Below are 11829 nucleotides of genomic sequence, written 5' to 3'. Positions count from 1 at the left end.
ACCGCACCGATCGCGAGCACCTTCCCCACGATTCGTCGCGAGGGCAAGTCTTCTGACAAGAATCCGACTGTCCACCGCGTAGACCGGTGCCGCGCCGGCAGGGACAATCTAGCCATGCCGAGTGTGGAGTGGAACCAGCGGGTCTGGGGTGAAGAGCACGGCTGGGAGCACGCCGGTGACGAGTGGCGCGGCATGGCCGACCACTGCGGAGCCTCCTATCCGGCCTGGAAGCAGGGCCTGGTGGCGACGTTCATCGAGCCGGTGCCGACCGGCTCCCGAGTGCTGGAGATCGCCCCGGGCCACGGCCGGTGGTCGGGCTACCTGCTCTCCCGGGCCGAGTCGTTGGCGCTGGTCGACATCGCACAACCATGTCTGGACGCGTGCCGGGAGCGCCTCGACGGCGATCCCCGCGTCAGCTATCACCTGACCGGCGGTTCTTCGCTGGCTCCGCTGGTCGACCAGAGCGTCGATTTCGCCTGGTCGTTCGATGCCTTCGTCCACATGGATTGGCCGATCATCCAGGGTTATCTGTACGAGTTGGCGCGGGTGCTCACCCCCGGTGGCACCGCCGTCATTCACCACGCCGGGCAGGCCGACTGGGCGCTGTCGCTGGCCCCGGTTACCCGCCGGCTGGGCCGGGGCGGGCGGGTGCTGCAGCGGTGGGCTGGCCAGCGGCGGCTCCGGGACAGCGGCAACCGTTCGCCGGTCTCCGCCCGGCTGCTGGCGCAAGGGGCCGACCAGGCGGGCCTGCGGGTGCTGCGGCAGACCGACCGGTGGGGGGCCACCGGCCAGTTCACCGTGGGCAAATACCGCGACTGCATCAGCGTTCTGCGCCGGCCGTGACCCGACCCGCCCGGCGCACGATCGCCGCGAAGGCGGTCAGCTCCAGCAACCGGCGAGCTCGCCACAGCACCGCGGCGTAGCCGACCGCCCCGAGCAGCGCCGCGCCGACCGCCGCAGGGCTCCCCCACCAGTACGCTGCCGCGGCCGGGAGCAGACCGAAGCACACCCCGGTCGCGGCCACCGCGACCCACACGTTCGCCGCCGACGGATGCAGCCGGTAGCTGCGGTGGAGCAGCCACAGTGGGGCGAGGTTGTTTACCGCGATCGCACCGAGCCAGGCGATGGCCGCGCCGTTGAGCCCGATCAGCGGGATCAGCAACAGGTTCAGCCCGACGTTGACCACCAGGGCGGCGATCGTGAGTAGCAGCACCGACAGGCTGCGGCCCGACATCTCCAGCACCATGCTGACCATGCCGCACCCGGTGCCGAGCAGCATCGCCGCGCAGAGCAGCTGCATCACCGCCGTGGCCGCCGGGTACTGCGGGCCGAACAGCCCCAGCACCGGTTCGGCGAAGACGAGGCAGAGCAGCAACAACGGCCAGGTGCCCAGCACCAGCCAGGCGGTGGTGGTCTGATAGAGCCGGCGGATGGTGGCGAGGTCGCCGGTGGCGAAGAGCGCGGCGAACCGGTGCTGCGCGGCGACCCCGATCGCCTGGTTCGCCAACTGCCCTACCACCAGGAACCGGCTGGCGGCGACGTAGAGCGCCACCGCCACCGGCCCGAGCAGCGCCGCGACCAGAATCAGGTCGAAGCGTTGCAGCCCCACCTGGGCGAGCCCGGTGCCGCCCCGGGGGGCCGAGAACCGCCAGAAGCTACGCCAGTCCGTCCGGGTCGGCGGGTCCGGGGTCACGGCCGCGCGGCGTTCCAGCCGGCGTCGCATCCGCACCGCCCAGGCGGCCGCCAGCACCGCCGCGAGCAGGTACGGCGCCGCCCACGCCGCGCTAACGGCGACGGCGGCTCCGAGCGCCCCGAGCCCGATGGTGGCTACCGCAGCGAGCTGCAGCGCGGGTCGGACGAACCGTTCGATCACCACGAAGGGTCGGGTGCGACCCATGCCGCGGATCGCCGAGACGGCCAGGTGCAGCAGCACCGCCGCCGGGATGAAGAGCGCCACCGCCCGCAACGCTGCGGTCGCCGCCGCGTGCGCCTCGTCGACCAGCTGCTCCGCCAGCCGGGGAGCGCCGAACCACACCGCCGCGGCCACCAGCACCGCGCCCGCCAGCGCCGGCCCGGCCGCCACCCACCACACCGCCCGCAACCCGGCGACCTGGCCCAGCGCGCGGCGGCGGGCCAGGGTGTAGACCAGACCTACCCCGGCGCCGAGCCCGGCTACTGCTTCGGCGATCAGGAAGACCGTCATCGCCACGAAGAAGACCCCGGCGACCGAGGGCGAGAAGAGCCTGGTCACCGCGAGCGTTAGCAGCAGCCCCAGCACCGCCGAGACCGCCGCGCCAGTGAGGTTGAGCGCCCCGCTGCGCGCGGCGGCGCCGATCTCGGCCGTGGCCCGCTCCGCCGGGCGGGTCGGCACCGGCTGGGTCACCCGTACGCCCGCCAGCTCGGGGTCCGACCCCACCAGCGGGCCAGCTCCTCGTCAGCCGTCGCAAAGGAGTCCTCCAGCCGGCGGCGCAGCCCGGCTGGCAGGTCGCTGCGCGGCCGGGCGTTGTGCCGGGCAAACCGGACTCCGGTGGTCCGCGGTGGAATCTCCAGGAACTCGCAGAGCTGGCTGAACACCTGCTCGGGCGCCGTAAAAAACTCCTCGCTGTCGATGACATGCAGCCGTTCCCGCCCCACCAGGTCGCTGAGTCGGGTCAACTGCTCGTGGTAACGGCCTCGGGCCAGGTAGGCCTGGTGCTGCACGGCGTGGCTGGCGTAGCCCGGGTCGTCGGTCATCTTCGCCACCTCGCCCGCCAACCGGGCCGGCTCCAGCTCCACCGCCCGCTCGAAGGGCTCGGTCTCGAAGCCGCGGGCCAACTCATGGGCGTGCGCCGAGTACGCCCGCTCGACCGGGTCGCGCAGCATCGCCACCACTTTGACGCCGGGCAGGTCGGCGGCGATCCGAGCCGGTGCCAACGGGTGCCACATGTAGTACGGGCTGAATTCGCCGGTCACTACCGGCGCGCCGAGCGTTGCGGCGACGGCCGCCGCCCGCCGCCGGGTGGGGAAGTGCGCCCGATACCAGGACATGGGCCGGTGGTAGGCCATGTCGAAGTAGTGCACACCTTTACGCAGCCGGGCCGGCAGGAAGGAGGGGTGCTGGCGCAACGCCTGGTAGAGCGAGGTGGTGCCGGCCCGTTGGGCGCCCACCACCAGGAAGTCCGGGGTCAGCCGGCGGTTGGCGGAGAGCCGCCCGGTGGTCCGGGCCAACACCACCGCTCCCTGCCACGCCTGCTGACGTAGCCGGCCTCGAACCGCGGTTACTGTCCCCATCAGCTCCTCCTCACTCCGATCCGGAGTCGACTTCGGCCGGTGGCGGGAGCGCCAGCCGGCTCAACGCCCGGGGCAGCCACTGTGCCGCCGCGAGCAGGCCCCCGCCACCTGCCTGGTTGCTGTCGGTGCGGTAGCGGGTAGCGATCTCGACCAAATAGAGCGCGGCGACCACCGGCGCCTGCGCCGCCGGCACCGCTAGCGGGGCGAGCACCTCGGCTGCCCGTTCGGCCATCCGCGCCGCGGCCTCCGGCAGCGCCCGGCCCCGCACCAGCAGCTCCGACATGAAGGTGTGGTGCAGCGCGTCGAAGCCGACCGGGACTCCGGTGGCGAACCGTTCCCAGTCCCAGACCAACACCTGCGAGCCGGTGACCGCGAGGTTGCCGGCGAAGAAGTCACCGTGCCAGCAACCGAACTCCAACCGGCGGTCGGCGGCCACCGTCCGGGCCAGCGTCGCCGCGAGCAGCTCGCGGTGTGGGTCTGCGGGCAGCGCCGCCACCTGCGCCGCCAGCCGGTGGTGATAGTCGCTGCCGGCCAGGTCGGCGACGACCACCGGGCGCAGCCGCGCCAGCTCGGCGGCGGCGGCGAGGATCAGCCCGGCGCCCCGACGACCGGCCCCGGCCGCCGCCTGCGCCACCGGTAGGGCGCTCACCACCACCAGGTCGGCGCCGTGCCAGTCGCCCGCATAGCGCAGCCGGGGCACCCGCACGGTCGCCAACTCCGCGGTGGCGAGCTCGGTCAGCGCGGTCCGCTCGGTGGCGAGCAGTCGCCGGGTCAACGGGGTCACGCCGAGCTTCGCGTAGCCGACCACGGTGCATTCCCGATCCAGCAGCGCCAACACCGGCTTCTGGTTGGCCCGGGGTGGCCCCAGCCGCAGCCCCAACCGCACTGGCTGATCCATCACCTCGGAGAGCCAGCCGGCCAGGGTGGACGAGCCGGTGAGCGCCAGCCGGTCCCGGAAGAGCAGGTCCCCGAGCCCGGCGGTGAGACCGGCCCGGGTCGCCCACTGCCGAAGCCGCGACCGCCAGGCGAACGCGTGGTGGGCGGCTGCGGCGGCCGCCGCAGCCGCTCGCCGCTCGCCCGCCGGGACCAGCAGCCGTGGCCGGCTGCGGGAGGGAAGCACGAGATATCGTTCGCCCGCTGGCCGGCGGCGATCCCGCCAACGGGCACGCTCAACCGTCGGCTCCGCGTCACCGTTGAGCAACCGCCCGAGCTCGATCGCCTCCATCACCCCACCCCCGCGCTCATCGGGCGGACCGGCGCCGCCGGGCTCGCCGCCGGGGCCGCGACGGCCCGCTCTGGATCAGCCTCGGCGGTAGCAGACCGCCACCAGAGGCCCATCCCGACCATGGCGATCAGCAGCGGCATCCCGAGTGCAGTATAGATCGGTAGATAGAAAATCATCAGCGTCAGGTTAGCTGCGCCCGCGACCCCCACCAGCGAGCCGTCGCGCCGGTAGCGCCACCCGAACCGGCCAAAGAAGGCGAGGTACGCCGCGGTGCCCACGAAGCCGGTGGTGACCAGCAGTTGCCACAGCTGCCCTTCGGCACCGACCTCCCGGTTACCACACATCGGGCACTCCGGGCTGGCCCCGATCGCGATCGACCGGCCGCTGCCGATCGTGGAGAGCTGCCCGCCGTACCCCACCAGCGGTGAACTCAGCGCCACCTGGAACGCGGCGGAGCTGAGGTTGCTGCGGCCGTCGTTGGAGTGCGGGTTGTCCAGGCGGTCTAGCATCACCCCGGCGAGCGGGCTCGCCAGCCCGATCACTGCGGCGAGCGCGCCGGCGGCCAGGATCGTCGCCGCCGGCACCAGGCTCCCCCGCCGGACCAGCCGGATCAGCGTGTATCCGGCAAGCACCAGCAGCGCCAACCACAAGCCACGGTTCAGCGAGTAGACCACCGGCACCGCCGCGACCACCAGCACCGCTATCGCCGCCACCCGCCGCCCCACGGTACGGGCGCCGAGCACCGCGCCGATCACGAACCACGGTAAGAGTAGCGAGAGGACATATCCCCAGGTGTTGGTCCACGGGAACGGCGCGGCCGGTCGTGGCTCCAGCTGCTCGCCCACGATGGAGTGCCACTGGGCGAAGCTGACCGTGGTGAGTTGGCGGACGAAGTCGTTGCTCAGCAACGCACCGGGCAACACCAGCTGACCGAGCGTCGGCACCTGCACCGGGGGCAGCACCAGCCCCGCCACTCCGCCCGCCACGGTCACCGTGAAGAAGGTGCACAGCCAGCGGATGACTCGTCGGGTCGGCAGCTCCCGCTCGGTCAGGTTGCCCACGAACAGCAGCACCACCGCCGCCACCAGGTAGTCGGCGAGCCGCATTCCAAAAGCCAGGTAACGCCCGAAGCCGCTGTCTTTCGGGAGCGTGTGTGGTGCGTGCTCGCCCAGCATCAACACCGAGAGCGCCACCACCGCTAGCAGGATGATCCACCAGCCGAACCCGGCCGGCACCCGGCACCGGCGGCGATAGAGTTCCCACGCCATCGGGATCGCCAGCAACGGCGCGGCGACGAAGGCCAGCCCGGACAGCCACAGAATCGGGTAACCCGCCAGCAGCAGGCCCAGCGGCCATACCCGGACCCGGCTGCTCACCCGCCGGCTCGGCAGCCCGCTGATGACCGGCGTGGTCGAGGCGAGGGAACTGTCGACGGTCACGAGGAGCCGCGGTCGGATTGAATCCGCCCGAGCACCACCGTGTCGTCCGGCGCTGACGGCGGCGAACCCGACGCCGGTGGCCGCGGACCCGGCTGTGGTTGCCCCGGCGGTGGCGGAGGTTTCGGCGCCGGCGACTTGGCCGGGCCGGCGCTCGGCGCCGCATCGGCGGATGGGGCCGGGTCTCCGGCCGAATCAACGAAGGATGGGATGATCCGGGCGGTCGGCCCGGCGCCGCGCCGCGCCCGCCCGCTCGGCGAGACCAGCAGCACCCCGGCGAACGGGGCATGCACCTGTTGGAAGTCCCGGACCGCCGCGGCCACCTCCGGCCCGGTGGTCCGCTGGCACTCGGCGACCAGGAGCAGGGCGGAGGCGGTCACGCCGAGCGCCTGGGCGTCGATGGACCTGGCCATCGGCGGCGACTCGATGATCACCCGGTCTACTCCGCTGGCGAGCCGGAGCACCACCCCCATCGTCTCGCCGACCGTCAGCTCCTCGCGCTCGTCCAGCCGACCGGGTCGCAACACCGAGACCCGGTTGACCACCGGCGACGGCACCGTCGCGTCGCCCGGTGCCACCGCACCGGCGAGCACGTCGGCGAGGCCGCGACCGGGGCCGGCGGAGACCCCGAGCGCCTCGAAGACGGCGCTGGCCGAGTCGCTGGCGACCACCGCGACCCGTTCACCGGCCCGCGCGAACGCGGCGGCCAGGTTGGCGGTGACGAAGCCGGCGGCGGTGCCGGCGCTCACCCCGCAGACCAGCAGCACCCCCGGGGCCGAGCCGGCTCCCCCCGGGGATCGGGCATCAGCGTTGGCCCGCATGACGTTGCGGAGCCGGCTGAACTGCCGACCCATCGGCGTGGTCGGCCCCATCACCTGGGCCGCCGGCCGGCTGCCCGCCAGCTCCAGCAGCACCTGGTCGACCACTTCGGCGGGCAGGTCCGCGGCCCGGAACACCCGCCGGTCGAACCGGTGCACGAGCAACGCCGCCGCCAGCCCCAGCAGCAGGCCGGCGACCAGCCCGCTGGCCAGGTAGAGCGTGCGGTTCGGTGAGCTGGGCTGGCCGGGCAGGTTGGCCGGACTGCGGACGTCGCCGCCCCGGATCGGCTCCGACTGCAACAGCAGCTGCTGGTGCAGCAGCGGCAGCACTACCTGTTCGTCGGCTTGTTGGGCCCGCAGCGCCTCGATCTGGTTGCTCAGCCGCTCGATCCGGTCGTTGACCTCCTGCTGTGCGGTCTCCTCCCGTTGCGCGAGGTAGGCCTCGGCGAAGGCGTGCGCGCCGGCCTGGGCGCGTTCCGGGGTGCCCGCCTCGAAGGAGATCTCCAGGAAGGTGGTGTTCGGCGGGACCAGCACGTTCACTCGGCGGGCCAGCTCGGCCGGTGGCTCGGTGGAGTTGATCATCTCACCGACCCGGCTAGCGGTATCGATCGAGCGCACCACCTGCGCTTCGGTGTCCAGGTTGAGCCGGCTCTCGGCCGACTCCGGCCCCACCTGCTGCACCTGCACCAACGTGCTGGAGGCGTAGGTGGGCGACTGCAACACCGCCGCCAACCCGCTGACCCCGCCCGCCACCAGGATCGACAGCACCACGATCCACCAGCGCCGAAGCACCCACTCCAGCAGGTCCGCCAATGTGGGCTGTGGCGTCGCCGCCTGGTCGACCATTACTCTCCCCTGTTTCGTCGGCGCCGTCGGCGCCCACCCGCCTCGCGCCGGCAACGACGCCGGGCGAGGAGGCTCATCGAACTCATCGGATTATCCATCGTCGCGGGGCCGGCCCGCTCCTCCGAACGGTCACCGCATCGCTACTGGCGGATATCTGACACTCCCCGCCCCGGGACCGGCCGGACCACGGCGCCGGAGCCAGCCACACTGGAGCATATGCGGGTCTGCTACAACATCCACTCCCACCACCTGCCGGAGCAGCTGTATCACCTGGTCGAGACGATTACTCGCGGTAGCCCCAACAGCGTCGTGGTGATCAGCCACGATCGGGCGGGGGCGCCGATCGACGAGACTGCGCTCCGCGCGTTGGGCGAGGTCACCGTCCAGTACGCGATCGGCGGGTACGGTGATTTTAATCACATCGATCGATGGTACGCCGCTGTGGAGTGGCTCCGGACCACCGGCACCAGCGTGGACTGGCTGGTCAACCTCGCTGGCCAGCATTATCCACTGCAGCCGTTGCCGGTGATCGAGCGCGACCTCGCCGCCACCCCCACCGACGGGCTCCTCCAGTACTTCCCGGCGTTCGGCCCGGGCCACCACTGGCCACCCCGCCGAGCCCGCTCCCGTTACCTGTTTCACCACCGACGGCTGGCCAGGCTCTCGCCGGCCTGGCAACGACGACTCCGGCCGCTCCAGGCGATCAACCTGGTCCAACCACTGGTCCGGGTGCATGTCGGGTACGGCCTGACCGTGGGCAGACGGGTGCCCGGACCATTCGGTCCCGACCTCCGGCTCTATGGCGGTTCCTCATTCATGTCGTTGACCTGGCCTGTCGTCGACTATCTCTGGCACTTCCGGCGCCGCCGGCCGGACCTGGTCGACCACTTCCGGCGTACCCTTTCGCCGGAGGAGGCGTTCTTCGCCACTGCCCTGCTCAACAGTGGCCAGTTCGCCTTCACCAACGACAAACGTCGCTACTTTGTCTTCCGCGGTCCCGGCGCCGGGCTGAACCGCTCCCGTACGTTGGGAGTGGCTGATCTGGACGCGGCGGTGGCCTCCGGTGCCCACTTCGGCGGCAAATTCGACATGTCAGCCGACCCGGCGGCGATCTACCAGCTGGATGCGCTGGTCCGCGGCTGATGCGCGGGGGCGGCCTTGTGGAGTGTCGGATAGCCGACCGTTACCTCGGCACAGCTAGCACTTCCCTTCGCCCGACCGACTGAGCTAGCGTCTTGGCGACGATTCAGCCGACCTGTGTGGTGGATTCTGGGGGAGCAGCGTGGCCGAGGATGACCCTGAGCAGCGATCACTGCTGTTGGTCGGATCGAGCGGCGGCCACCTCGCGCAACTCCTCGCGTTGGAGCCCTGGTATCACCACCGTCGGCGCCGATGGGTGACTTTCGACACTCCAGACGCCCGGTCGCAACTGGCCGACGAAGATGTCACCTGGGCCTACCACCCCACCACCCGAAACGTGTGGAATCTGCTCCGCAACTCGCTGCTGGCGATCCGCCAGGTACGCCGAGGGCGGGTAGCCGCGGTGATCACCACCGGCGCCGGCGTCGCCTTCCCGTTCGTCCTGCTCGCGCGGGTGCTCGGGATCCCCACGATCTACATTGAGGTCTTCGACCGGATCGACTCCCCCACCCTCACCGCTCGGCTGTGTCGGCCGTTCCTCTCGGCGATGCTGGTTCAGTGGGAAGAGCAGCGACGCCTCTACCCCGAGGCGACAGTGGTCGGGAGACTGCTGTGACCACCGTGCTCGCGGTGCTGGGCACGGACAAACACGGGTTCGACCGGCTGGTCGGTTGGTTGGAGAGTTGGCACCGCACCGCGACGGCGGTCCGGTTGCTGGTGCAGCACGGCTTCAGCCGACCCCCGACCGGGCCGGAGGCGGTCGACTTCCTGGACCATGCGCGGTTGCAGGCATCGCTGCGGGAGGCCGACCTGGTAGTGACCCACGGCGGTCCGGCCACCATCACCGAGGCCCGGCGCGCCGGCCACCTGCCGATCGTGGTGCCGCGCGACCCGTCCCGCCGGGAGCACGTCGACGACCACCAGCAACGGTTCGCCCGCCGGCTCGCCCAAGACCGGATGGTGGTGCTCTGCGAGTCCGAACCGGCGCTGGTGGCGGCGCTGCGCAGCGGCCTCGACGACCCGGCCGGCTTCCGCTGGCGCGCCGACCCCGCCGAGTCCCGGCTCCGGGCGGCCGCCGTCGCCCGGGTCGGCCAGATCGTCGAGGACCTCATCGCCGGCGACACCGGGCGCCCACCGACCCGCCTGGGCGGTCAGCGATGACTGGACCACCACCGGAGGTTGAGCCACCACCGACTTCCGCCACCCCGGCCCCGGTGCTCTTCATCGGCGGCCTCGGCCGCAGCGGATCCACCCTGCTCGAGCTGGTGCTCGCGCAACATCCGGACGTCTGCGCGCTGGGTGAGGTGGTCCACCTGTGGCAACGGGGCCTGGTCGACGACGAGCGCTGCGGCTGCGGCGAACGCTTCGCCGGTTGTGAGTTCTGGCAGGAGCTCGGCCGGCGGGCCTTCGGCGGCTGGTCGAAGCTGCCGCTCGACCGGGTGACCGAGCTGAAGGCGGCGGTCGACCGGACCCGATACATCCCGCGGCTCGCCCGGTACCGGCTGCCCGACCAGCTGCGCCGGGAGGTCCACGAATACACCTCCTACTATCAGCGCATCTACCAGGCGGCGCGGGAGCTGACCGGCGCCACCGTCGTGGTCGATTCCAGCAAGCACGCCTCGCTGGCGTTCGCGCTGCGGCACTCCCCCGGGCTCGACCTTCGGGTGCTCCACCTGGTCCGGGACAGCCGAGGGGTGGCCTACTCGTGGGCACGGCAGGTCCGCCGGCCCGAAGTCGTCGACGCCGACGCATACATGCCCCGGTTCTCGACGCTGACCGTCAGTGGGCTGTGGACGGTGCAGAACGGCGCCTTTCACCTGCTGAGCCGGGCCGCGCCGGTGACCCGGCTACGCTACGAGGACTTCACCGCCGACCCGCAGGGTTGGCTGCGCCGGATCCGGGAGCTGGTGGACCTGCCGGACGACCCGGCGGCCGGGGCGATCCTGCGGGATCCGCCGACCTCGCCGTCGCCCGCGCACACGGTGGCGGGCAATCCGCTCCGGTTCGCGGCCGGCCCGCTGCGGATCAACCGGGACGACCGGTGGCGAGCTGCGCTTCCCCGACCGCGCCGCACCATGGTGAGCCTGCTCACCCTGCCACTGCGGCTCCGGTACGGCTATTACCGCGGACGCAGAGAGGCGACGACGTGACCCCCGAATCCCCAACGGTGAGCGTTGTCGTACCGACCCGGGACCGGCCGGAGATGCTGCGGGCGGCGCTCGCGGCCATCCGCGACCAGCAGTACCCGGGTCGAGTAGAGACGGTGGTCGTCTACGACCAGTCTGAGCCGGACGAATCGCTCGTCGGCGACCACCCGGACCGGCCAGTGCGGGTGATCCGCAACCAGCGGACACCCGGGCTGGCCGGTGCCCGGAACAGCGGCATCCTCGCCGCCGAGGGCACCCTGGTCGCGTTCTGCGACGACGACGACGAGTGGCTACCGGGCAAACTCACCGCGCAGCTCGCTGCGTTCGCCGAGCAGCCCGCAGCGGAGCTGGTCAGCTGCGGCATCCTGGTCCGGTACCGCGACCGGGACGTGCCCCGCACGCTGCCCTGGCGGCGGGTGCCGCTGGCGGCCCTACTGCGCAGCCGGCTCACCGAACTGCACCCGTCGACCTTTCTGTTCCGGCGGTCGGCGCTGCTCGACGGGGTTGGGCTGGTCGACGAAGAGATCCCCGGCAGCTACGCCGAAGACTACGAGCTGCTGTTACGCGCCGCCCGTCGACACGACCTCGGCAACGTCCCCGAACCGCTGGTGGCGGTCCGCTGGCACGAGCAGTCGTACTTCGCGCAACGATGGCAAACCATCGCCACCGCGCTGCAGTGGTTGTTGGCCCGGTACCCCGAGTTCGCCGGGGAGCGCCGCGGTGAGGCCCGGGTGACCGGCCAGATCGCTTTCGCCACCGCGGCGAGCGGGCAGCGCCGGGCGGCGTTCGGGTGGGCGACCCGGACACTGCGGCGGCATCTGCGTGAGCCACGGGCGTGGCTGGCGCTGGCGGTCTCGATCCGACTGCTGCGGCCCGACGCTGTGGTCCGCGCCGCCCACCGGCGCGGCCGGGGGATCTGACCCGCCCTCGCGCCGGGTTTGCCGGTC

At 72.0% G+C, this 11829-nt stretch carries 11 protein-coding genes; 6 read left to right on the top strand and 5 right to left on the bottom strand.

Annotation, left to right across the window (positions count from 1 at the left end):
* The first annotated feature begins 114 nt into the window (after nt 1-114).
* Entirely contained in the window at nt 115-843 is a 729-nt protein-coding gene (locus tag JQS43_RS26015) for a class I SAM-dependent methyltransferase (RefSeq protein ID WP_275581033.1), read from the top strand.
* Here JQS43_RS26015 and JQS43_RS06150 read toward each other — a convergent pair.
* Genes JQS43_RS06150 through JQS43_RS06130 form a run of 5 tightly spaced genes read right to left on the bottom strand, consistent with a single transcriptional unit; the run spans nt 821 to nt 7595 of the window.
* On the bottom strand, nt 821-2416 hold the full coding sequence (locus JQS43_RS06150; RefSeq protein WP_239678099.1) for a lipopolysaccharide biosynthesis protein: 1596 nt from the start codon (nt 2414-2416) through the stop codon (nt 821-823). The two genes, JQS43_RS26015 and JQS43_RS06150, sit on opposite strands and share 23 nt — an antisense overlap.
* Nucleotides 2380-3270, bottom strand: coding sequence for a sulfotransferase (locus tag JQS43_RS06145; RefSeq protein WP_239678098.1), 891 nt, complete (start codon nt 3268-3270; stop codon nt 2380-2382). The genes JQS43_RS06150 and JQS43_RS06145 overlap by 37 nt, the downstream gene beginning before the upstream one ends.
* A 10-nt stretch (nt 3271-3280) precedes the next feature.
* Nucleotides 3281-4495 carry a protein kinase family protein gene (locus JQS43_RS06140; RefSeq protein ID WP_239678097.1) on the bottom strand — a complete coding sequence of 405 codons (1215 nt, stop codon included), beginning with the start codon at nt 4493-4495 and terminating at the stop codon, nt 3281-3283.
* The gene (locus JQS43_RS06135) at nt 4495-5934 is read right to left on the bottom strand and encodes an O-antigen ligase family protein (protein WP_239678096.1); all 1440 of its coding nucleotides are present in this window, start codon (nt 5932-5934) and stop codon (nt 4495-4497) included. The genes JQS43_RS06140 and JQS43_RS06135 overlap by 1 nt, the downstream gene beginning before the upstream one ends.
* Nucleotides 5931-7595 carry a Wzz/FepE/Etk N-terminal domain-containing protein gene (locus JQS43_RS06130; protein ID WP_239678095.1) on the bottom strand — a complete coding sequence of 555 codons (1665 nt, stop codon included), beginning with the start codon at nt 7593-7595 and terminating at the stop codon, nt 5931-5933. The genes JQS43_RS06135 and JQS43_RS06130 overlap by 4 nt, the downstream gene beginning before the upstream one ends.
* Before the next feature lie 216 nt (nt 7596-7811).
* Between JQS43_RS06130 and JQS43_RS06125 the strand changes: the two genes are divergently transcribed.
* The 5 genes from JQS43_RS06125 (at nt 7812) to JQS43_RS06105 (ending at nt 11802) form a co-directional block, all read left to right on the top strand.
* Complete coding sequence (locus JQS43_RS06125) at nt 7812-8738, top strand: core-2/I-branching beta-1,6-N-acetylglucosaminyltransferase family protein (RefSeq protein WP_239678094.1); 927 nt, start codon at nt 7812-7814, stop codon at nt 8736-8738.
* Nucleotides 8739-8877: 139 nt separating this feature from the next.
* Nucleotides 8878-9351, top strand: coding sequence for a glycosyltransferase family protein (locus JQS43_RS06120; RefSeq protein ID WP_239678093.1), 474 nt, complete (start codon nt 8878-8880; stop codon nt 9349-9351).
* Nucleotides 9348-9896: a glycosyltransferase gene (locus tag JQS43_RS06115; protein WP_239678092.1), complete on the top strand. Its 549-nt coding sequence runs from the start codon at nt 9348-9350 to the stop codon at nt 9894-9896. The genes JQS43_RS06120 and JQS43_RS06115 overlap by 4 nt, the downstream gene beginning before the upstream one ends.
* Entirely contained in the window at nt 9893-10885 is a 993-nt protein-coding gene (locus tag JQS43_RS06110; protein ID WP_239678091.1) for a sulfotransferase family protein, read from the top strand. The genes JQS43_RS06115 and JQS43_RS06110 overlap by 4 nt, the downstream gene beginning before the upstream one ends.
* Nucleotides 10882-11802 (top strand): glycosyltransferase family 2 protein, encoded by a 921-nt coding sequence (locus JQS43_RS06105; protein ID WP_275581032.1) that lies wholly within the window; start codon nt 10882-10884, stop codon nt 11800-11802. Before JQS43_RS06110 ends, JQS43_RS06105 begins: the two co-directional genes overlap by 4 nt.
* Nucleotides 11803-11829: the final 27 nt, after the last annotated feature.

This window comes from Natronosporangium hydrolyticum (assembly GCF_016925615.1).
Classification (GTDB): Bacteria; Actinomycetota; Actinomycetes; order Mycobacteriales; family Micromonosporaceae; genus Natronosporangium; species Natronosporangium hydrolyticum.
Note: the sequence above shows the minus strand (reverse complement) of the source record. Positions and strands in the feature narration are given on the sequence as shown.

Bases quoted from the DNA above. Each gene is read 5' to 3' on its own strand.
- JQS43_RS06125 (WP_239678094.1), top strand. From the start codon at position 7,812: ATGCGGGTCTGCTACAACATCCACTCCCACCACCTGCCGGAGCAGCTG.
- JQS43_RS06110 (WP_239678091.1), top strand. From the start codon at position 9,893: ATGACTGGACCACCACCGGAGGTTGAGCCACCACCGACTTCCGCCACC.
- JQS43_RS26015 (WP_275581033.1), top strand. From the start codon at position 115: ATGCCGAGTGTGGAGTGGAACCAGCGGGTCTGGGGTGAAGAGCACGGC.
- JQS43_RS06145 (WP_239678098.1), bottom strand. From the start codon at position 3,270: ATGGGGACAGTAACCGCGGTTCGAGGCCGGCTACGTCAGCAGGCGTGG.
- JQS43_RS06140 (WP_239678097.1), bottom strand. From the start codon at position 4,495: ATGGAGGCGATCGAGCTCGGGCGGTTGCTCAACGGTGACGCGGAGCCG.
- JQS43_RS06130 (WP_239678095.1), bottom strand. From the start codon at position 7,595: ATGGTCGACCAGGCGGCGACGCCACAGCCCACATTGGCGGACCTGCTG.